Here is a 21893-nt window from a genome sequence, read left to right on the forward strand (position 1 = left end):
TGGAGCGAATCGGCGTGGTGCGGTCGTTTCTGTCGTACTGGTCGTGGATCGTCGCACGTGGTGTGCGAGGAGGCCTCTTGTTTCGTGGTGTGGTCTTTCTTCGTTCGTGTGTTCGATGAGGGCTGTCGTGGGAGGGATTGTGTGGTGACGACGGAAGTGGTCAATGGGGTGACTCTGCGGCGTAGTCCGGAGGGTGATCTTCCGGTGGTGGTGCAGGTCAGTGGTGAGGCGGCGTTGTTTTCGCGGCCGGAGTTGAAGGTGGAGCGGGTCAGTTATCCGGTGATGACGCCGTCTGCTGCGGTGGGGGTGCTGGAATCGATCTTCTGGAAGCCGGAGATGCGGTACCGGGTGGTGGCGATCGAGGTGCTCAGGCCGGTGCGACAGTTCTCGATCCGCCGGAACGAGACTTCGGATGTCGCACCGTTGGCGGAGGCGCTCAAGGGCACCCGGCGGGTCGACACTGCGGCGCATCGGGATCAACGCAATGCGGTGTGTCTGCGGGATGTGGCGTACCGCATCCATGCTCACGTCGAGGTGGCGGCGCACGCGGACAAGCCGGTCGCGGCGTACCGGGATCAGTTGCGTCGGCGGGTTCGGAAAGGGGCCTGCTTCCAGCAGCCCTACCTGGGCACGCGCGAGTTCAGCGCGGAGTTCGGCTGGCCTGATGACACGCCGAGGGCGGATGTGAACGAGGAGATCGGCATCATGCTGCACTCCATCCACCGCGACGGGCAGTCTGCTCAGCCGCGGATGGAGTGGTTCGCCGCTCGGGTGGTGGCCGGGGTGTTGGCCGTGCCGGAGCGGGGGATCGAGTTGACGCTTCCGGTGGAAGGTCCGGTGGGCTAGTGCTGTTGCAGCGGTTGGTGGAGTTCGCCGACACCAGCATGGACGTCATCCCGCCGTTCTACTCCCGCAAGCCGGTGCGCTGGAGCCTGGACATCGACGCCAACGGCGTACCCCAGGGTGGTCTGGTCGATACGGCGAACACGGACGACCCGAATGCCCGATTCGGCAAGTCCCGGCTGGTGCCGGCGGTGACCCGGACCGTCGGGATCTCGCCCGCGCTCGCGGTCGACACGGGGGAGTACGTCTTCGGTTGGCTGTCGGAAGGAGCCAAGCCGGAACGGGTGGCCAAGCAGTACGCCGCGTTCCGCGCCCTGATCGCCGAGTGGGCGGTAGCCGAATCAGACGGGCCTGCTCCGGCCATTGCCGCCTTCTACCGCGACGGGCATGCCGACAAGGTTCTACCGCCGGCTGACTGGAGCAGGGGAGACCTGGTCGGCTTCTGGGTTGACGGGGTCTACGCGGCGAAGGCTGTCGGAGCGCTGCGTTTCTGGGCCGGGGTGGCCGGTGACCGGAAGGGCTCCGGACGCACCGGGTTGTGTCTGGTCTGCGGGCGGGTGCAGCCGCTGCTCCACACGATGCCGCAGCAGATTCCTCGGCGGTGGGTGCCCGGGGCCACCCAGAGCGCGTCGCTGGTCAGCATGAACGAGGCCACGCACGGCTACGAGTTGCAGAAGTTCCTGACCCACACCCCGATCTGCGCCGACTGCGGCCTGAAGATCATGACCGCGCTGACCGCGCTGCTGTCCGACCCGCGTCACAGCACAAGCCTGTCCGGGCAGAACGCCCGGCTCGCCTGGTGGGTGCTGGGCGGGTCGACCTTCGACCCGTGGGCGGCCGTCGAGCAGTTGGACCCCAGCCACATCCAGAAACTGGTCGCCGGACCGGCGGGCGGCGCGGAAGCCTCTCTGGACGAGGTGTCCCGGTACTGCTCGGTGACGGTGGGTGGCAACGTCGCCCGTGTCGTCGTGCGGGACTGGGTCGAGCAGCCGATCTCCCGGGTCAAGGACAACATCCGGGCCTGGTTCGACGACCACCGGATCGTGGACGCCTGGACCGGTGAGGTGGCCACCATCAGGGTCTCCCAACTGGCCCGGGTGGCGGGGCGCTTCGAGGCCGGACGCAACGGAGGCCCCGGGACGTGGACGAAGTTCGGCGCATCCGGAGAGCACCGCCCACCTGACCTGTTCCACCGGCTGCTCAGCGCTGCGCTACTCAGGCGACCGCTACCGCCGAAGCTGCTCAACCACGTCATCAATCGCATCCGGATCGACGGCCGGCTCGACCCCGCCCGTGCGGCGTTGATCCGGCTCGCCCTGCGCCGTTACCCGACCCTGCCCGAGCATGAACGAGAGAGGCTGACGCCGACCTTGAACGTCGCCCACAAGCAGCCGGCCTACGTGGCCGGCCGCATCTTCGCCGTCATGGACGACCTGCAACGCACCGTGTTCCGGGTCGCCGACCAACAGCTGAACACCACCTTCGCCGAACGCTACTTCGGCCGCGCCATCGACAACCCGCAGGTCGTCATCGTCTCCGGCCGCCGCAACGTACAGGCGTGGCTCAAACGCCTCCGCGGCCCGCTGCGCCGGCCCGGCTGGTCGGACGCCTACGAACGACGGCTCGACGACCTGTTCGTCCAGCTCGACGTGATCCCCGGCGCCGCCGTGCTGACGGACAAGGCCCAGTTCATCCTCGGCTACCACCAGCAGCGGGCCGAGATGCGGACCGAACGACTCGCCGCAGCCGCGAACAAGAAGAAGACCGACCTTCCCCCGGAGCCCGACGACGTGGCACCGACCGCCGACGACGAAGGAGACGACGCATGAGCGCCGCGCACCTCGACCCGACCCGCCGCCACGACGCCGTCCTGCTGTTCGACGTCAGCGACGGTAACCCCAACGGCGACCCGGACGCCGGCAACCAGCCCCGCACCGACGACGAGAGCGGACAGGGCCTGGTCACCGACGTGGCGATCAAACGCAAGATCCGCGACACCGTGTCGCTGCTGCGCGGAGACGACCCGCGCTACGGCATCTTCGTCGAAGCCGGCCACGCCCTGAACACCCGGATCGACGGCGCCTTCACCGCCAACCCACCCAAGATCAGCAACAAGCCCACCCCGGCAGAGAGCACGGCAGCCCAGCAGTGGCTCTGCGCGCACTACTTCGACATCCGGATGTTCGGCGCGGTGCTCAGCACCGGCAAGAGCGGCGGTGCCGGTCAGGTCCGTGGCCCGCTCCAGCTCACCTTCGCCCGCAGCATCGACGCGATCGTGCCCACCGACCACACCATCACCCGGGTCACCCAGACCCGCCAGGACGACATCGACAAAGGTGAGCGCACTGAGATCGGGTCCAAGTGGACCGTCCCCTACGGCCTCTACCGCGCCCATTTGTTCTACTCCGCACCCCGCGCCGCGAAGACCGGTGTCACCAGCGACGACCTCGCGGCCCTGTGGCAGGCCCTCACCGTCATGTTCGACCACGACCGGGCCGCCAGCCGCGGTGAGATGAGGCTCTGCGGGCTGTACGTGTTCAGCCACCCCGACGCCTTCGGAGCCGCCCCGTCGGCTGCCCTCACCCAGCGGATCACCGTCAAGCGCAACGACGACGACAAGGCGCCACGCGCCCACACCGACTACACCCGCAGCATCGACGAGTCCGGCTTGCCCGGCGGCATCGAGCTGACCAAGCTGGTCGATCTCTGGCCGTGACCGACAACCACCCCCCGGACAGCGGCACCGACCTGCGGGAGGTGCCGCTGTCCGCGTTGGAGCACTACGCCTACTGCCACCGGCAGACCGCCCTGATCCACGTCGAAGGCGTCTGGTCGGAAAACGTCGACACGGTACGCGGCGACCTCAGCCACACCACCGTCGACCTCCCCGGCGTCCAACGCCGCCGGGGTCTCACCACCATCCGGTCGCTCCCGGTCTGGAGTCACACCCACGGCCTACGCGGCATCTGCGACGTCGTCGAGTTCGAGAAGAACACCGCGACACCCGTCGAGTACAAGGTCGGACGCTACAAACCCGGCGGCCCCGCCGAACTGCAACTCGGCGGACAGGCCCTCTGCCTCATCGAAGCCGGATTCGACGTGCCCACCGGATACATCTACTCCGTCGCCGAACGCCGCCGACATCCCATACCCATCGACCACGACCTGCTCGAACGGGTCATCGCCGCCACCGCAGCCGTCCGTCGACTGCTGCACACCCCGACGCTGCCGACAGCCCGCAACGACGCCCGCTGCCGGCGATGCTCGCTACGCGAGGACTGCCTCCCCGAACTGACCGACGGCCAGCGGCAGACCCCACCCGACCTGTTGACCCCACGACCATTGGGACAGTGGCGTGACTGAACTCCTCAACACCCTCTACGTCCAAACCCCCGGCACCAGCCTGCGCCTCGACGGCGACACCGTCCGGATCTACCACCCCGACCAACCCGGACGTCACCTGCTACCCCTCGTCCGACTCGACCACCTGGTCCTGTTCAGCGGCGTCACCCCCACCGACGACCTGCTCCTGCGCTGCGCCGACGACGGCCGCTCCGTCAGCTGGCTCACCGGCAGCGGACGATTCCGCGCCAGCCTGGTCGGCCCCACTCACGGCAACCCACTGCTACGCCAAGCCCAACACCGCGCCGCCGACGCACCGGAACGCCAACTCCCCATAGCCGTCGCCATCGTCGCCGGCAAAATCCACAACGCACGACAAGTCCTGCTCCGCACCGCCCGCGACACCAGCGGCCACCGACAAACCGCACTACGCGCCACCGCCGAACTCCTCGCCCGACGACTCGAACTCCTCACCACCACCGCCAGCACCAACGAAATCCTCGGCGTCGAAGGCATCGCCGCCCGCGACTACTTCGCCGCCATGCCCCACCTCCTCGGCGACAACACCGACTGGAAGGCATCCGGCCGCAACAAACGACCACCCACCGACCCCCTGAACTGCCTGCTCTCCTTTCTATACGGCATGCTGCGCGTCGCCGTCCACGGCGCACTCGAACAAGTCGGACTCGACCCCTACATCGGCTTCCTCCACGCCGTCCGACCCGGTAAACCCGCCCTCGCCCTCGACCTGATGGAAGAGTTCCGACCCCTCCTGGCCGACCGCCTCGCCCTCACCATGCTCAACAGACGAGAGCTGACCCCCACCGACTTCGAAGAACTACCAAACAAGGCGTACCGACTCACCGACAACGGGCGAAAGACCGTACTGGCCGCCTGGCAACAGAGCCGACAACGCGAGTGGCCCCACGCGCAACTCAACCGCCAGGTCCCCGCCGCGCTACTCCCTCTCGTGCAAGCCCGACTTCTCGCCCGCCACCTCCGCGGAGACACGGCCGCCTACCAGCCGTGGACGGTGAACTGAACATGGACCTACTCGTCACCTACGACGTCGAGACGGTCACCCCACAGGGGCAACGCCGACTCCGCAAGGTCGCCAAGATCTGCGAGGCATACGGACACCGCGTACAAAAATCGGTCTTCGAAGTAGTCTGCCGCGACACCGACAAACTCCGCTTCGTCGCCGCCCTCCAAGACGCCATTGACCCCACCCAGGACAGCATCCGCATCTACCACCTACCAGCCCACGCCCTCGACGACGTCGAACACCTCGGCAAACCACGACCCATCGACCCGCGCGGACCACTAGTGATCTAGGAACCCCTAGTGGACACGAAAACCCCGGAGGGTTCCGAGGTCAAAAAACCGGATCAGATTGACAAAACGGACTGCGAGCAAGTCGATAAAGGATCGGCTGATCGCTATATTTGCTGCTCGTGAACCGCTGCGCCCGGCCAACGCGCCGGGCGAGGATCGCAACGAGAAATTCTTTGTACGCCCTGGCCCAGTTGACGGCGGGCTGCGCCCGGCCAACGCGCCGGGCGAGGATCGCAACTTTCACGCCCAGGCCCCCACCTCTGCCCCGAGGTGGGGGGCTGCGCCCGGCCAACGCGCCGGGCGAGGATCGCAACTACGTGACGGCCGACGAGGCACTGGCCTGGCTGTCCGGCTGCGCCCGGCCAACGCGCCGGGCGAGGATCGCAACGCCCTTCTGCCGGCGGCGGTCGGCGAAGATGGACAGGCTGCGCCCGGCCAACGCGCCGGGCGAGGATCGCAACACCTGACGGGGCCGCAGGATGAGGAATACACGCTGAGCTGCGCCCGGCCAACGCGCCGGGCGAGGATCGCAACTCGCCGATGCGCGAGGCCATGGATTCTCCCAGGTAGAGGGGCTGCGCCCGGCCAACGCGCCGGGCGAGGATCGCAACCGGATCTCGCCGGCCTCCGGCACCAGCCCCGGAGCGGCTGCGCCCGGCCAACGCGCCGGGCGAGGATCGCAACTGGTTGCCGAGGAACTGCTCACCGCGGAAGATCATGCTGCGCCCGGCCAACGCGCCGGGCGAGGATCGCAACGCCACCCGGACGCGCTCGCCGGATCGGGGCGCGGCGAGGCTGCGCCCGGCCAACGCGCCGGGCGAGGATCGCAACACTGCTGCCGCGAGGAGGGCGCGCTGCTGCTCGTGCTGCGCCCGGCCAACGCGCCGGGCGAGGATCGCAACGCGGTGACGTCCGAAGACCTCACCCTCAAGATCACCGATGCTGCGCCCGGCCAACGCGCCGGGCGAGGATCGCAACCGCATCACAGTTCATCTGCGACCACGTGTATCCCGACGTGCTGCGCCCGGCCAACGCGCCGGGCGAGGATCGCAACGACGATCGCGGCGGCGTCGGCGAGGGTGTCGGGTTCGAGCTGCGCCCGGCCAACGCGCCGGGCGAGGATCGCAACGCGCGGGAACGGCTCGGCATCTGGCCGAGGGAGATCGCTGCGCCCGGCCAACGCGCCGGGCGAGGATCGCAACCGACTCAGCGCGGGCGACCGCCGCCGCGATCTCCAGCTGCGCCCGGCCAACGCGCCGGGCGAGGATCGCAACGCAGGCGGACCCAGCGGACAGCGCACCGAACCGCAGAGCTGCGCCCGGCCAACGCGCCGGGCGAGGATCGCAACCACACGGCCGTCCAGCTCTGCCCGTAGCGGGCGGCGAGCTGCGCCCGGCCAACGCGCCGGGCGAGGATCGCAACGTCTTGTCGCTGAACGTCGGCTCGGGCAGATCCCAGTGCTGCGCCCGGCCAACGCGCCGGGCGAGGATCGCAACTTCCCGGCGACCGCGACCAGCCGGCCGCCCTGCTCGGGCTGCGCCCGGCCAACGCGCCGGGCGAGGATCGCAACGGGGTCGGGGTGGTCTGGAGCGCGGCGACGGCCGAGCTGCGCCCGGCCAACGCGCCGGGCGAGGATCGCAACAGGTTGATGCCCTTGGCTTGCCGCAGCGCGCGGGTGACGCTGCGCCCGGCCAACGCGCCGGGCGAGGATCGCAACTTGGCGTCTCCGATCTGGTCGTACCCGTACGCCTTGGGCTGCGCCCGGCCAACGCGCCGGGCGAGGATCGCAACTTCTTGTCGGATTCCTTGACGGCAGCGTCGGCCATTGCTGCGCCCGGCCAACGCGCCGGGCGAGGATCGCAACATCTCCCGCCGGGCCGCCTGCATGCCGGCGGTCCGCGGCTGCGCCCGGCCAACGCGCCGGGCGAGGATCGCAACTGGAGCAGCTCGGCGAGGGGCCGGGCGAGCTGCTCGGGCTGCGCCCGGCCAACGCGCCGGGCGAGGATCGCAACAGCACCTCGACCGTCTCGGAGACAAGGGCCGGGGTGCGCTGCGCCCGGCCAACGCGCCGGGCGAGGATCGCAACACCTTCGTCGCGCGCATCCCTCCGCCGATGTTGCGGCGCTGCGCCCGGCCAACGCGCCGGGCGAGGATCGCAACAGCGACGGTCACCCCCGCGTCGCCGACCTGGACCAGGCTGTGCCCGGCCAACGCGCCGGGCGAGGATCGCAACCGCACCCGCACGACCCGGGACAGCGAGGCGCTGGTGGTGGCTGCGCCCGGCCAACGCGCCGGGCGAGGATCGCAACAAGATGACAGAGCGTATAACTCAACGGCTTGTCAAGCTGCGCCCGGCCAACGCGCCGGGCGAGGATCGCAACTTCGGCGTCCGGCTGGTCGGGTTCAGCGCGCGGATGAGCTGCGCCCGGCCAACGCGCCGGGCGAGGATCGCAACGTGCTCGCCCAGGACTCGGACACCGGCGACAAGGGGCTGCGCCCGGCCAACGCGCCGGGCGAGGATCGCAACCCGACGTGAAAGAGCAGGTCAGCGCCAGTGCAACGTTGCTGCGCCCGGCCAACGCGCCGGGCGAGGATCGCAACTCGTCAGACGGTGGTGTCGTGCCGGGCGACGATCGACGCTGCGCCCGGCCAACGCGCCGGGCGAGGATCGCAACGGCCTCGGCAGGCGCCAAACCATGATCTCGGTGCGCGCTGCGCCCGGCCAACGCGCCGGGCGAGGATCGCAACTTCGGCGTCCGGCTGGTCGGGTTCAGCGCGCGGATGAGCTGCGCCCGGCCAACGCGCCGGGCGAGGATCGCAACCGCCTCCCAGCGCGAATTGGGCATAGTCGGCGTGACGGGGCTGCGCCCGGCCAACGCGCCGGGCGAGGATCGCAACGACCTGAGCGAACCCGCTTGGTCCGGTTGCACGGTCGAGCTGCGCCCGGCCAACGCGCCGGGCGAGGATCGCAACTGCGGCGGCCAGTCGAGGGAGATCGACGTCGAAGTCGTGCTGCGCCCGGCCAACGCGCCGGGCGAGGATCGCAACCACCGCAAGGGCGCGTCCCCGCAGCCCCCCAGGTGCTGCGCCCGGCCAACGCGCCGGGCGAGGATCGCAACGGTGCCTGCCTGTGGTACCTGGCCTTGCTGCGGGTCACCGCTGCGCCCGGCCAACGCGCCGGGCGAGGATCGCAACACCACCGACAACACCGCCCCGGGGATCGCGGCGAACGGCGCTGCGCCCGGCCAACGCGCCGGGCGAGGATCGCAACACCACCGACAACACCGCCCCGGGGATCGCGGCGAACGGCGCTGCGCCCGGCCAACGCGCCGGGCGAGGATCGCAACCTACTAGATCACCACAAATGAGGGGCTGCTACGAGGCGCTGCGCCCGGCCAACGCGCCGGGCGAGGATCGCAACAAGTTGCAGATGCAGAGCAACGTGATCGTGAACCGGGCTGCGCCCGGCCAACGCGCCGGGCGAGGATCGCAACAACGACTCGGCCTGCATCAGCGCCCGCGTGAACTCGGGCTGCGCCCGGCCAACGCGCCGGGCGAGGATCGCAACCTCAGGGGAGTCCGGCTGGAGATCCGTTCGGCCAGCGGCTGCGCCCGGCCAACGCGCTGGGCGAGGATCGCAACGCCGGGATCAAGGTCAAGTGGGACGCGCCGGTCGTGCTGCGCCCGGCCAACGCGCCGGGCGAGGATCGCAACCTGGCCACGATCGCCGAGCTGCGTGACGCGCTGGACGCTGCGCCCGGCCAACGCGCCGGGCGAGGATCGCAACCGGGCTGGGGATCTGTCCGATCATCATCCCGCCGTGGATGCTGCGCCCGGCCAACGCGCCGGGCGAGGATCGCAACGTGCACGCCGAGACCGGCGACACGATCGGCACCGTGCTGCGCCCGGCCAACGCGCCGGGCGAGGATCGCAACGCGTAGAGGATCGCCCCAAACGGGATGACGGCGGTGAAGCTGCGCCCGGCCAACGCGCCGGGCGAGGATCGCAACGTCCTGGAGGTGCTTCGCCATGAGGCACGCCGTGGCGGCTGCGCCCGGCCAACGCGCCGGGCGAGGATCGCAACGCGTGGACGGCCTGGTGCACGTCTCCGAGCTGTCCTGGCTGCGCCCGGCCAACGCGCCGGGCGAGGATCGCAACGGGTTGGGGATGCTGGTGTTGATTGATGTGCTGCTGTTGCTGCGCCCGGCCAACGCGCCGGGCGAGGATCGCAACCCGACGAGGCCGGGGCCGACACGTCGGACGGGTGGACCAGCTGCGCCCGGCCAACGCGCCGGGCGAGGATCGCAACCCGACGAGGCCGGGGCCGACACGTCGGACGGGTGGACCAGCTGCGCCCGGCCAACGCGCCGGGCGAGGATCGCAACGCGGTGCCCATGACCGTACCGAGGGTGCCCGTCAGCAGCTGCGCCCGGCCAACGCGCCGGGCGAGGATCGCAACACCGCACCGTCCGTCAGGGCCACGGTTCGGGACCGGCTGCGCCCGGCCAACGCGCCGGGCGAGGATCGCAACTCGACGGCCTGCTGCGTCCACTCGGCCGAGGTGGTCGGGCTGCGCCCGGCCAACGCGCCGGGCGAGGATCGCAACGGGGCGGGCCCCGTCGAGCTGCGCGACGTAGGCGGGCTGCGCCCGGCCAACGCGCCGGGCGAGGATCGCAACGTCCAGGAATGCTGCCACCTCGGCGGCGGCGAGCAGGGCTGCGCCCGGCCAACGCGCCGGGCGAGGATCGCAACACGGGCGTCGGCGACACCTGGTACTGCTCGCAGAACGCTGCGCCCGGCCAACGCGCCGGGCGAGGATCGCAACGGCTCGACGAGCAGGGCCAGGTCGTTCATGTGGTCGCGCTGCGCCCGGCCAACGCGCCGGGCGAGGATCGCAACTTCCGTCGCACCGTCTATCCGGAGCTGGAGGCGGCGCTGCGCCCGGCCAACGCGCCGGGCGAGGATCGCAACGACCGCCGCCCCCAGCCGTTCACCCTCGACGTCCGGGGCTGCGCCCGGCCAACGCGCCGGGCGAGGATCGCAACGCGCTCCTGCTCGTGGGCGGCGCCGTACCCGCGTTGGCTGCGCCCGGCCAACGCGCCGGGCGAGGATCGCAACCGCTGGGCGTCGGCGGTGATCCGCACGGCGGCCGTGGAGCTGCGCCCGGCCAACGCGCCGGGCGAGGATCGCAACAGCTCGGCGACGGACATCCCGAGTGCGAGCAGCACCGGCTGCGCCCGGCCAACGCGCCGGGCGAGGATCGCAACACCCTGCTCTATGAGACCTCGACGCCGATCTCCCGACTGCTGCGCCCGGCCAACGCGCCGGGCGAGGATCGCAACCGGCTGGCCGCGATGCCGACCGGCAGTGATGTGACGCTGCGCCCGGCCAACGCGCCGGGCGAGGATCGCAACGCGCCGGTGCTCGACGACCAGCGCACCCGCAACGACATGCTGCGCCCGGCCAACGCGCCGGGCGAGGATCGCAACTGGAAGGCCGCCGCCGAGCGGGCCGGCAAGAGCGGCTGCGCCCGGCCAACGCGCCGGGCGAGGATCGCAACTTCCGTCGCACCGTCGATCCGGAGCTGGAGGCGGCGCTGCGCCCGGCCAACGCGCCGGGCGAGGATCGCAACATCCTGTCGGCCTGCGAGGTGGTGGAGAGCATCGTCGGGCTGCGCCCGGCCAACGGGCCGGGCGAGGATCGCAACCCCCAGATCCCCACCGGGAACAGGAACCCATCCGACATGCTGCGCCCGGCCAACGCGCCGGGCGAGGATCGCAACACCCGCATGTAGGTGGCACCGGCGGCAGCGGGGGCGAGGCTGCGCCCGGCCAACGCGCCGGGCGAGGATCGCAACATCAGGTCTTCGAGAGTCGCGAGGTCCCTCGGGTGCCATTGCTGCGCCCGGCCAACGCGCCGGGCGAGGATCGCAACACCCGCATGTAGGTGGCACCGGCGGCAGCGGGGGCGAGGCTGCGCCCGGCCAACGCGCCGGGCGAGGATCGCAACACGAGAGCTTGACGCAGCTGGCGAAGCACGCGACGGGCTGCGCCCGGCCAACGCGCCGGGCGAGGATCGCAACCAGCGGGGGGTGCCCCACCGGGTGGTGCCGTCCGGGAGCTGCGCCCGGCCACCGCGCCGGGCGAGGATCGCAACAGCGGCGGACCGGTGGGCGGCGCACAGCAAAACGTCGGGCTGCGCCCGGCCACCGCGCCGGGCGAGGATCGCAACCAGTCCGGTGAGGACGGCGGCAACGGGGTCGTCGGAAAGCTGCGCCCGGCCACCGCGCCGGGCGAGGATCGCAACAGGCCGGCGACGGTCCGCCAATGCCGATTGGGTCCGGTGCTGCGCCCGGCCACCGCGCCGGGCGAGGATCGCAACGGCAAGGAGACCAGGGAGTCTCCGAAGAAGGTCGATGCGGCTGCGCCCGGCCACCGCGCCGGGCGAGGATCGCAACATCCGCACGACCGAAGGAGCAGCGTGACCCCGATCGCGCTGCGCCCGGCCACCGCGCCGGGCGAGGATCGCAACGACCCGGAGGCGGGCGTCACGGTCCCCGTGACGTAGCTGCGCCCGGCCACCGCGCCGGGCGAGGATCGCAACTTACGACCCCGCGCCCGGTCAGCATGTCGCGCTGGTGCTGCGCCCCGGCCACCGCGCCGGGCGAGGATCGCAACATCGGCGTCGATCCGGAGGGTGTGGTGTGAGGATCGGCTGCGCCCGGCCACCGCGCCGGGCGAGGATCGCAACAGGTGGAGCCAGGTCACCGCCGGGATCGGGCACCAGTGCTGCGTCCGGCCACCGCGCCGGCGAGGATCGCAACCGTGGTCTACCAGTCGTTGGACACCAGCCTTGACGGCTGCGCCCGGCTGCCGCACCGGGCGAGGATCGCAACCACGGCACCAACTCTGCCTGCCGGTACGGCTGCCGCTGCTGCGGCAAACCATCGTCAGGCGAGTGCCCTGCCGACATGAACCCCTGCCGGCGGCGGCTGGGTCGTGATGGGGTCGGCGCTCGTCGTGCTTGTGCCGATGCTGCCCGAACCCTGAGCGGGGTCGGTGGATCCTGGCAACGTGCTGTCGCACCCCTCGTTTACCCCCCGAAAACCCGTGTCGGTGAGTGACCGTAAGTGACAAGCGGCGTTCATTGTGCGGGTATGTCTGTGCAGATCAGCGCCAACTTTCGACAGGCGGCGACGAGATTCGTATCGCTACTTTCGGTAACCGCGGGTTCGGGGTTCGAGTCCCTGGCGGCGCACCATCAAAATGGCTCTGACCTGGGGTTTCACCCTGGGTCAGAGTCTTTTGGCGTTGCTGTTGATGGCGCGGTGTCCCGGTGGGTGCTCGGGCACCCGTCTTCGTCGTCCGGCACGCCGCCAGCGGCGCGCTCCTCCGGGCCGAACTCGGCGATGACCGGCACGTTCCGTCGGGGCTAGGCTTCCTCAGACCTACGCCAGGGCGGTACCCGTCACCCGTGTCACCTCCTCGTGGGCTCCCTGAGCTCGGGCGGACCGCTGTGGAGAGCGATGGCAAGGTGCCTTACCGGCAGGGGGTTCCGTTGAGGGAGAAGTCCGTGGGGGACGCGTTGCTGCCGCTCCAGGTGCCCTGGAAGCCGAACGAGACGCTCGCGCCGGCCGCGATCGTGCCGTTCCAGCTGGCGTTGCGGATCGTGACGGCGGAGCCGGACTGGGCGTAGGTGGCGCTCCAGAGCGTGGTGATCCGCTGGTAATCGGGGAAGGTGAAGGCCAGGGTCCAGCCGTCGACAGCGGTCGTGGCGGTGTTCCCGATCGTGACGTTGGTGACGAAGCCGCCGGGCCATTCCGCCTGCTTCTGGTAGGTCACCGCACAGGTCGGGCCGGGTGGCGAGGTGGTGGGGCCGGTCGGCGGGTCGACCCGTACCTCGTTGGTCGCGATCGACACATTGCCCGCGGCGTCCCGGGCCCGCACGTAGTAGCGGTTGGGCACGGACGGCGCGAGTGGCAGTGTGTGGCTGGTGCCCGGCACGGTGGCCACCAGCGTCGAGTTGAAGGACCCGTCCCAGCGGTAGACCTGGTACCCGGTCACCCCGACGTTGTCCGTCGCAGGCGTCCAGTGCAGCGTGGCGGACGCGGTGGTCACGTCGCTGACGGTCAACGTCCCCGGGGCACCGGGCGGCACGGTGTCGGGGCCGGTGTCGGTTGCCGGGGTGACGATGGTGAGGGAGTCCGACGACGGTGAACCGTGCCCGCCCGAGTCACTGGCGTGCACGGTGACGCGGTACTGGGTGGCCGGCTTGAGGGTGATCGTGGCCGTGGTGACGTTGCCGACCCGGGCGGTCTCCCCGAGGTCGTGGAACGCCGGGAAGTAGCTGATCGTGTATCCGGTGATGTCGCAGCAGCCGGGCTCGGCCGCCGTCCAGGTCAGGGTGGCCGACGTCGAGGTGATCCGGCTGACCGACAGGTCCCTCGGTGGGGTCGGCGGGAGATCGGCCGGGGGCGTCGAGCTGGTCGCGTCGACCGTGTTGGACGCGGCCGACAGGTTGCCCGCGGCGTCCCTGGCGCGCACGTAGAACTGGATGCGTGGGCCGGGTCCGGTCGTGGCCGAGGGCGGCAGTTGGTACGTCGTCGACGTGGCGGTGCCGAGCAGCGTGGAGGTGTACCAGCCGTCGTATCTGTAGACCTGGTAGCCGGTCACCCCGACGTTGTCCGACGCGCCCGACCAGTACAGCGTGCCGTTCCGGTTGGTCAGGCTCGTCGGCGAGCCCGGTGGCACGGTGTCCGGGCCGTCGTCGGTTGCCGGAGCCACCACGATGATCTGGTTCGACCAGGGGGAGGTGTGTCCCACCGAGTCCCTGGCCGCCACCCTGATCTGGTACTGGCGGGTCGGCGAGACGGTGAGCGTGGCGGTGGTGACGTTGCCGACCGTCGTCGTCGGGATCACGTCGCTGAACGCCTCGGGGTACGTGATGGTGTAGTTGGTGATGGCGCAGCAGCCGGGGACGGCGGCGGTCCAGGTCAGGGTGACCGAGGTCGAGGTCACCGTGGTGGCCCTGAGCAGCGTGGGTGGGGCCGGCGGCGCCGGTGTGACGGGTGGGGTCGACGGTGGGGTGGTGGCGGCCAGCGTCGACAGGGTGTCGGCGCCGGCCGCGGGTGCGGCGGCCAGACCTCCACCCAGGATCGCGATCGGCAGCGCGGCCACGGCGACGACGGCCGGCCACATGCGACGGAACACCGATCCCGGACCTTTGCCCACCATGCCTGGACGATGTCGCAAAGCACAGACGAGCGTCAAGAGAATGCTCGACAGTTGAGATGCGTGACAGTTCTGCGTGGGAGGCGCCGACCATATCGCCGGGTTGGCGGTGGTGATCCGGCCATCGTCAGGTGGGTAACGGGACGCGATTGACTACCCATAGATGCTTGATAATGTGAATACGGGTTCGGCCCCTTCCGGGCCGATCGGCGGCAGGAGACTCCGATGGGCGGGCGACGACGGCGTGGGCCACGACCGGCGACGGCGATTGGGGTGGCCGGATCACTGGTGGCGGGATTGCTGACCACCCAGGTCGCCGCTGGTCCGGCGGTGGCCGCCAGCGGCCTCACCCTGGCGGTGGACGTCTCCGCCGCCCGGCACCGGATCAGCCCCGACATCTACGGCATGAACGGCGGCGATCCCGCGCTCGTCGCGGAACTCGGCACACCGGTGGCCCGGTGGGGCGGTAACGCGAGCAGCCGCTACAACTTCAGGAACCACACCTACAACACGGGCAGCGACTGGTATTTCGAGAACATCGTGGCCGGGCCGGAGAACACGGTCGAGGCGTTCGTCCAGCGGAACCGGGATCACGGGACGAAACAGGTTGTCGCCGTGCCGTTGATCGGCTGGGTGGCGAAGGACTCGCCCTCGTCGCATCCGTTCGCCTGTGGCTTTCCCGCCACCCGCTTTCCCGAGCAGGACTCGTTCGACCAGTGGGATCCGAACTGTGGCAACGGCCGGCACGCCGACGCGAACCTGACCGGGGCGGTCCCCACCGACACCTCGATCCCGGCCGACGCGTCGTTCGCGGGTGAGATGGTGTCCCACCTCGTCGACCAGTTCGGCCCGGCGGCCCGCGGTGGCGTGTCGATCTACGAACTCGACAACGAACCGGTGCTGTGGAACTCCACCCACCGTGACGTCCACCCCGAGCCGGTGAGCTACGACGAACTGGGTGGCAAGGGTACGGCGACCGCGGCGGCGATCAAGGCCGCCGACCCGCGCGCGGCGGTGCTCGGCCCGTCCGGTTGGGGCTACTGCGAATGGGTGGCGTCCGGCCTGGACGGATGCGCGCCGGGCGCGGACGCGGCGGCGCACGGCGGGCTCAACCTCTCCCAGTGGTACCTGAAGAACATGCGGGACTTCGGCGACGCCCACGGCGGGAAACGCTTCCTCGACTACTTCGATCAGCACTACTACCCGCAGATCAGCGGGGGCAAGGACCCGGACGCCAACGCGCTGCGACTGCGCTCCACCCGGTCGCTGTGGGATCCGACGTACGTGGACGAGTCGTGGATCGGCCCCGGCGGAGTGAACGCGCCGCCGTTGCAGTTCATCCGCCAGATGAAGGCCTGGGTCGCGCAGTACTACCCGGGTACGAAGGTCGCCATCACCGAATACAACTGGGGCGCGCTGGACGACATCAACGGCGCGCTCGCGCAGGCCGACGTGCTCGGCATCTTCGGGCGCGAGGGGCTGGACCTGGCCACCATCTGGGGCGAACCCAAGCCGACCGACCCCGGCGCGTACGCCTTCCGGATGTACCGGAACTACGACGGGGCCGGGAGCGGGTTCGGTGACGTGAGCGTGTCGGCGGTCAGCAGCGACCAGGGGCAGCTCGCGGTCTACGCCGCGCAGCGCTCGTCCGACCGGGCACTCACGGTGATGGTGGTCAACAAGACCGGTGGCGAACTGACGTCCCGGTTGGCGCTCGCCGGGTTGCACGGCGGGGACCGCGCGCAGCGGTTCACCTACGGCCCCGCCGATCTCACCTCGATCGTCCGGGGTGGGGACCTCCGGGTGGCCGGGGGTGGCATCAGCGCGACGTACCCGGCGAACTCCGTGACGCTGCTCGTCCTGCCGCAACGCCGGCACTGAGCGCCCCACCGCGCTGCGCCGGTCGACACAGGGCGCGGCGTCCCGGTTCGGCGGCGTCGCGGACGGTTCCGGTGCCGGGTGCGTGGGCCGGGTCGTCCCCGAACACCAGTGGGTCGGACCGCCCGTGAGCAGGGCCGCAGGTCCGCCCGCTATGATCAACTGCGTCGGTGGAGCTGTCACACCCGAACGAAGGACGCCCATGGCCCGTCCCTACCGTCCCGGACCGAAGCAGTTCGTCTTCACTGTCGGCGACGGCGACGACCGCGAGGTCTCGGTGGCCGATTCGCAGGAGGCCTACTGGGCTTTCGCCGCGTTCTTCCGGGAGCGGGAGTCGGACACCTACACCATCGAGGACACCTCGGCGAAGCAGCGACTGGTGCTCATGCCCCGGCTGGGGGTGATCTCCCGGTTCGGGTACGGGGACCAGCCCCGGTCGGAGCACCTCCGGGTCGACACGGTCAACCGATACGTTCCGGCCGCCGGGCTGTTCTTCGAGAACGGATATGCCGGCCTCGACCGCTTCGGTCAGTGGTTCCCCGACCTCTCCGACCTCGACCTGGCACCGGAGGCCCGCGGGGCCGCCCGCGCCGCCACGTTCACCACGGAAGCGGCGGCGCTCGAAGAGACCGCCCGGATCTGGGCGGATTCCGGCATCGTCGACCCGAGCGGCCGGTACCACGTCTTCTTCGACTCGCACGGTGTCGACGACGACCGGGCCGAACGCGCCGAGCTGCTCCAGTTGATCGAGTTCCTCGGCCTCGAACGCGCCGAGCCCCCGGCCGGAGCCGCCGGGGGCGAAGTCTGGGTGCGCAGTGCCCCGCGCCTCGACGCCGAGTGTGCCCGGTGGGCGTGAACGGCGGCTGCGGGGCGCACGGCGACCTGCCACGCCGCCCGCCGTGGACCCGGGGCAGCAGGGTCCAGCCGGTGTCGGTGCGGGGAGGGTCCGGGCGGTGACGGACACCGTGTTCACCCGCAGCGGCGGCTGGATCCCGTGGGTGGTCCGCGAGGACGGTGAGCTGCGGCTGGTGCTCGGCGCCGGGGCCGACGCCAACCACGAGCCGCGCACGTTCACGTTCCCGATCGGCGCGGCGCATCTCCCGGTGATCCGGGAGAGCCTGGCCCGGCACCTGCTGCTGTGGAGCGCGCTCGTTCCGCTGTGCGACGCCGCCGGAACCCGGGGCGATCTCGACCAGGACGCCGCCGTCGCGCTCCTGGACCCGATCCTGCTCTCCGCACCCGTCGAGGTCGACGCGCTCTTCCGGCGCATCCGGTGGGACCGGAGCCGGCTCGTCGCCCATGGCGCCGACACCGACCTGCTGGAGCGCGGTCAGGTCTACGAGGCGATGCGTACGGCGACGGAACGGCCGGACGAGAGGCAAGCCCAGGAGTATCAGGCGGACCGCCGTCGGGCCGAGCGTGGCATGGTCCTCGGCCCCCTCGACGCGCAGATCCTGCGGTACACGGGCCAGTACGTGCACGGCGCGACGATCCCCCGACGTATGCCCGATGCCGTGGACCCGGCGCTGCTGCCCCGGGTCCTGCGGGTGATCGCCACCGCGGAGCGGGCGAGTGCCGGGATGCGGATCGGCCTCGACCCGCGCCGGGGACGGCGGGCCACCGACCGGCGCGACTGGGACCGGATGGCGGCGGTGGTCGACGCGGCCGTGCGGCGCGCGTACCCCGAACTCGTCGACGACGCGGTGCGGACGGTGAGCTTCCTGCTCTGCTCCGAGGCTGCGGACCGCTCCCGCGACGCCCCGACGGACGACGACGGGGAGGCCGCCGACGGTCGCCGCGACGACGACGGGGAGGCTGCCGACGGGAGCGCGGGGAAGGCCGCCCTGTCGTTCACCGACGACAGGGGTGACGGGCAGCAGTGGTCGGCGGGCGGTCCCCGCACCGCCTCCGCCGCGTTCTGGGAGTTCGTCGCCGACCGCTCAGCCGCGGACAACGAGGTGTTCACCGTCGAGGACGAGGAGAGGGGCGAGGGGATCCAGCTGCACTTCTACGCCGACTCCATCGCCCGGATCACGACGGTGCGACCCGGGGAGGGCGAATCAGATCCGCAGTACCGGGTGGAGTACAGCCTGGTCGACGGGATCGCCGGGTACCGGGACCTGGTGCGCGCCTTCGTCCGCGGCGGCTGCGCCGCACTCGACCAGCACGGTCCCTGGACGTCGGATGTCGCCGAGTTCGAGCGCACGCGTCGTCGGCGCGACGCCCGAGCCTGACCGGAAACTCAGCAGGAGCCGTCCGGCGTCGCTGCCGGTGCTCGTGCGAGAGGGTCGAGAATCACCGCAATGCGCCTGCTTTATCCGGGAGGGCTGGGTCGACGGCCTGGTGACACCGTGGATCCTCCCGGGCGGCGGTGATGGAGTGATCACATCGCGCTCACTTTCGCAGTAGGCTCCACTGGTTCCGCGAGCGGCTCTCGGGTCCGGGCGGGCCGTCGGATGGTCCACGGACGACGACGGGGTGGGCACGGGAACCGGTCCGGGAAGGGTGTATGGACGTCAAGCCGACCGAGGAGCAGCTCGCCGCCCGGGACATGTTCCTCGCGGGCAGGGAACTGGCCCTGGTGGCGGGGGCCGGCACCGGAAAGACCGCGACGTTGGTGATGATGGCCGGGACCACCAGGAAGCGCGGCCTCTACGTGGCGTTCAACAGGGCGATCGCCGACGAGGCCCGGCAGCGCTTCGGGGCGAACGTCGAATGCCGTACCGCGCACTCGCTGGCACACCGCGCCGTCGGCCGGAACTACCGGGAACGGCTGAACCGGTCGGCCCGCATTCCCGCGAAGGAGACCGCGCGGTTGCTGGGCATCCGCCAGGAGGTGCGGGTGAGTTCCCGGCCGATCACCTGCGCACACCAGGCCCGCCTGGTGATGGGCATGATCCGTCGGTTCTGCTACAGCACCGACCGCCAGCTGACGGCCCGGCACCTGGAACGGATCAACGGGCTGGACCCGGTGGCCCAGGACCACCTCGCCCGGGTGCTCCTGCCGTACGCGTGCCGGGCCTGGGACGACATCTGCGCCCCGGACGGCAGGCTGCGCTTCGAACACGACCACTATCTGAAGATGTGGGCGCTGACCGGGCCGGTGCTGGAGGGGGACTTCGTCCTGCTCGACGAGGCCCAGGACACCAACCCGGTCCTGGAGGAGGTCTTCCTGGCCCAGCACGCGCAGCGGGTGTGCGTGGGTGACCCGGCCCAGCAGATCTACGCGTGGCGCGACGCCCGGGACGTGATGACCGGGTTCCCGGCGGACCACCTGTACCTGACCAGGTCGTTCCGGTTCGGCCCGCACATCGCCCGGACGGCGAACCGCTGGCTCCGGCACGCCGATTCGGACCTGCAACTGACCGGCAACAGTGTGATCGACTCCCGGGTCGGAGCGGCGGCGGAGATCGACGCCGTGCTCTGCCGGGGGAACGCCGACGCGATGCAGGAGGTCCTCGGCTTCCTGAAGCGGGGCGTGCCGGTGGCGCTCACCGGCGGCGGGGAGACGCTGCGGAACATCGCGCAGGCCGCCCAGGCGCTGAAGGCCGGCCGGGCCACCACCCATCCGGAGCTGTTCCTCTTCACCTCCTGGGACGACGTGCAGGAGTACGCCGAGAACGACACCGCCGGCCAGGATCTCAAGGCGATCGTGACGCTGGTCGACACGTACGGGCCGGACGTGATCATCGATGCTGTCGACCGGCTCACCGACGAGCGCACCGCACAGGTCACGGTGTCCACCGCGCACAAGGCCAAGGGCCGGGAGTGGTCCCGGGTACGGATCGGCAACGGCTTCGCCGAGCCGTCGGTCGACGACCACGGGATGCCGCGTCCGCTCGGGGCCGGCGAGGCCCGGCTGATCTACGTGGCGGTCACTCGGGCCCGGCACCACCTGGACCCGGCGGGGATCCGGTGGATCGACGACTACGAGAAGACCATGGAGTCGACCGGCGACGGCACGGTGGCCGGGCGGCCGATGATCGAGCTGAGCCTGACCCGCCAGCTCAGGTACCCGAACTCCCCGATGTCGCAGTTCATGGCCCGGCACCTGCCCCACAGCGCGGTCGTCGTGCAGGACTACCTCCGCAGGATCGGCGACCTGCCCCGTCCGGTGCAGCCGATCGACGTGCGGTATCCCGACTGGTCGGCGCTCGGGCACGCCGTCGACTTCCGGCTCCGGCTCTGCCTGGGCAGCCCGCTCGGCGCACCGGTCGAGATCGGCGTCGACGCCGTCGGCGACGCCCGGCCGCTGCGGGGCGCACCCCCACCACCGGTACGACAGGCCCTGCACCGGGCCGGACGCGACCTGGTCGCCATGGTGGACGCCTACCTGAACGGTGACGACGACCTCGACGGGGAGATCCTGGAGCGCCTGTGCTTCGTGGCCGCCTACTACGAGGACGTCTACCGGACCGGTGAGATCCGGCGGTACAGCATGCTGACCGGCGCGACCCCGGCGACCACGCTCGACGACCTGCTGGCGGCGGTCCCCGGCTACGCCATCGAGGACGTCACCCGGCAGTTGGCGATCGCCGAGGAGGCGTTCGGGCCGTTCCTCGAACTGCCCGCCGCCGCCCGGTTCTGCGGCCCGACGTTCGCCGGCAGTCAGGACATCGGCGGCGCGGACGCCGACTTCATCCTCGACGGCCTGCTGCTGGACTGCAAGGCGACCATCCGACCGCACCAGCTGGGCCGCGACGAGATCTACCAGCTCGCCGGCTACCTGTTGCTGGACTACGACGACCGGTACGGCATCGACCGGGTCGGCCTGTACCTGTCCCGGCAGGGCGCCCTGGTCAGCTGGAGCGCGCCGGAGTTCCTGCGCCGGCTCGGTGCCACCGGGCCGATCGGTGAGCTGCGCCGGCAACTGCGGGAGCACCTCCACCGCCGACCGGGCGACCGCCGGGCCACCGGGCCGCAGCCCGACGACCGCACCGGCTCACCCGTCCGGGACCGGCGGGCCGGTGGTTCGGCATCCACCCCGGGTGGCGGTCCACGGGCGGTCGGCGAGGAAACGATCCGGGCGTCCCGCCGGCAGGGTCACGATTACGCATAGGCGATTGACAATTGGTAGTTGCGTCTGCCGGAAGCGCCGCCTACGCTTCAGGCAGCATTCCGTGACTACGGGCAAGAGCGTCTGAGCGGACGGTGGGAGCTCCCGGTGGCAGGGGGTTCTCCGCTGTCGGTACGCGTCGCTCGAACGTGGACCCTGCCCGGTCGGTCACGGCGTCTCGGCAAGGAACCCGCCAACGGTCAGACCCC

The 21893-nt window shown here is 70.9% G+C and carries 11 protein-coding genes and 1 CRISPR repeat array; of the genes, 10 read left to right on the forward strand and 1 reads right to left on the reverse strand.

All coding sequences use genetic code 11. The annotated features are described in order from the left end of the window. The first annotated feature begins 156 nt into the window (after positions 1 to 156). From cas5c to cas2, 6 genes are read left to right on the forward strand one after another with little or no spacing between them, the layout of a single operon-like run. Positions 157 to 846 (forward strand): type I-C CRISPR-associated protein Cas5c, encoded by a 690-nt coding sequence (cas5c, locus tag O7625_RS13730; protein ID WP_282346937.1) that lies wholly within the window; start codon positions 157 to 159, stop codon positions 844 to 846. After that, entirely contained in the window at positions 846 to 2672 is a 1827-nt protein-coding gene (gene cas8c / locus O7625_RS13735) for a type I-C CRISPR-associated protein Cas8c/Csd1 (RefSeq protein ID WP_282346293.1), read from the forward strand. The genes cas5c and cas8c overlap by 1 nt, the downstream gene beginning before the upstream one ends. Then, complete coding sequence (cas7c, locus tag O7625_RS13740) at positions 2669 to 3559, forward strand: type I-C CRISPR-associated protein Cas7/Csd2 (RefSeq protein WP_282346294.1); 891 nt, start codon at positions 2669 to 2671, stop codon at positions 3557 to 3559. The genes cas8c and cas7c overlap by 4 nt, the downstream gene beginning before the upstream one ends. Next, positions 3556 to 4206 (forward strand): CRISPR-associated protein Cas4, encoded by a 651-nt coding sequence (gene cas4, locus O7625_RS13745; protein WP_282346295.1) that lies wholly within the window; start codon positions 3556 to 3558, stop codon positions 4204 to 4206. Before cas7c ends, cas4 begins: the two co-directional genes overlap by 4 nt. Further along, a complete protein-coding gene (gene cas1c / locus O7625_RS13750) occupies positions 4199 to 5227 on the forward strand; it encodes a type I-C CRISPR-associated endonuclease Cas1c (RefSeq protein WP_282346296.1) in 1029 nt (342 codons plus the stop codon). Before cas4 ends, cas1c begins: the two co-directional genes overlap by 8 nt. Before the next feature lie 2 nt (positions 5228 to 5229). Then, a complete protein-coding gene (gene cas2 / locus O7625_RS13755) occupies positions 5230 to 5520 on the forward strand; it encodes a CRISPR-associated endonuclease Cas2 (protein WP_348774015.1) in 291 nt (96 codons plus the stop codon). A 126-nt stretch (positions 5521 to 5646) separates the two neighbouring features. Beyond that, a CRISPR array of direct repeats spans positions 5647 to 12415; the repeat unit is 37 nt; unit sequence GCTGCGCCCGGCCAACGCGCCGGGCGAGGATCGCAAC. Positions 12416 to 13058: 643 nt separating this feature from the next. On the opposite strand, the gene O7625_RS13760 is transcribed toward cas2, so the two are convergent. Continuing rightward, positions 13059 to 14729: a cellulose binding domain-containing protein gene (locus tag O7625_RS13760; protein ID WP_282346301.1), complete on the reverse strand. Its 1671-nt coding sequence runs from the start codon at positions 14727 to 14729 to the stop codon at positions 13059 to 13061. 309 nt (positions 14730 to 15038) lie between these two features. Between O7625_RS13760 and O7625_RS13765 the strand changes: the two genes are divergently transcribed. From O7625_RS13765 to O7625_RS13780, 4 genes are all read left to right on the forward strand, one after another. Next, entirely contained in the window at positions 15039 to 16631 is a 1593-nt protein-coding gene (locus O7625_RS13765; protein ID WP_282346303.1) for a glycoside hydrolase family 44 protein, read from the forward strand. 199 nt (positions 16632 to 16830) lie between these two features. Beyond that, a complete protein-coding gene (locus O7625_RS13770; protein WP_282346304.1) occupies positions 16831 to 17484 on the forward strand; it encodes a hypothetical protein in 654 nt (217 codons plus the stop codon). Between the two features lie 97 nt (positions 17485 to 17581). Continuing rightward, positions 17582 to 18862, forward strand: a complete 1281-nt coding sequence (locus O7625_RS13775) for a DUF6357 family protein (RefSeq protein WP_282346305.1) — start codon at positions 17582 to 17584, stop codon at positions 18860 to 18862. A gap of 275 nt (positions 18863 to 19137) precedes the next feature. Beyond that, positions 19138 to 21687, forward strand: a complete 2550-nt coding sequence (locus O7625_RS13780) for a UvrD-helicase domain-containing protein (protein ID WP_282346306.1) — start codon at positions 19138 to 19140, stop codon at positions 21685 to 21687. Positions 21688 to 21893 lie beyond the last annotated feature (206 nt).

Source organism: Micromonospora sp. WMMD714, assembly GCF_029581315.1.
Taxonomy (GTDB): Bacteria; Actinomycetota; Actinomycetes; order Mycobacteriales; family Micromonosporaceae; genus Micromonospora; species Micromonospora rifamycinica.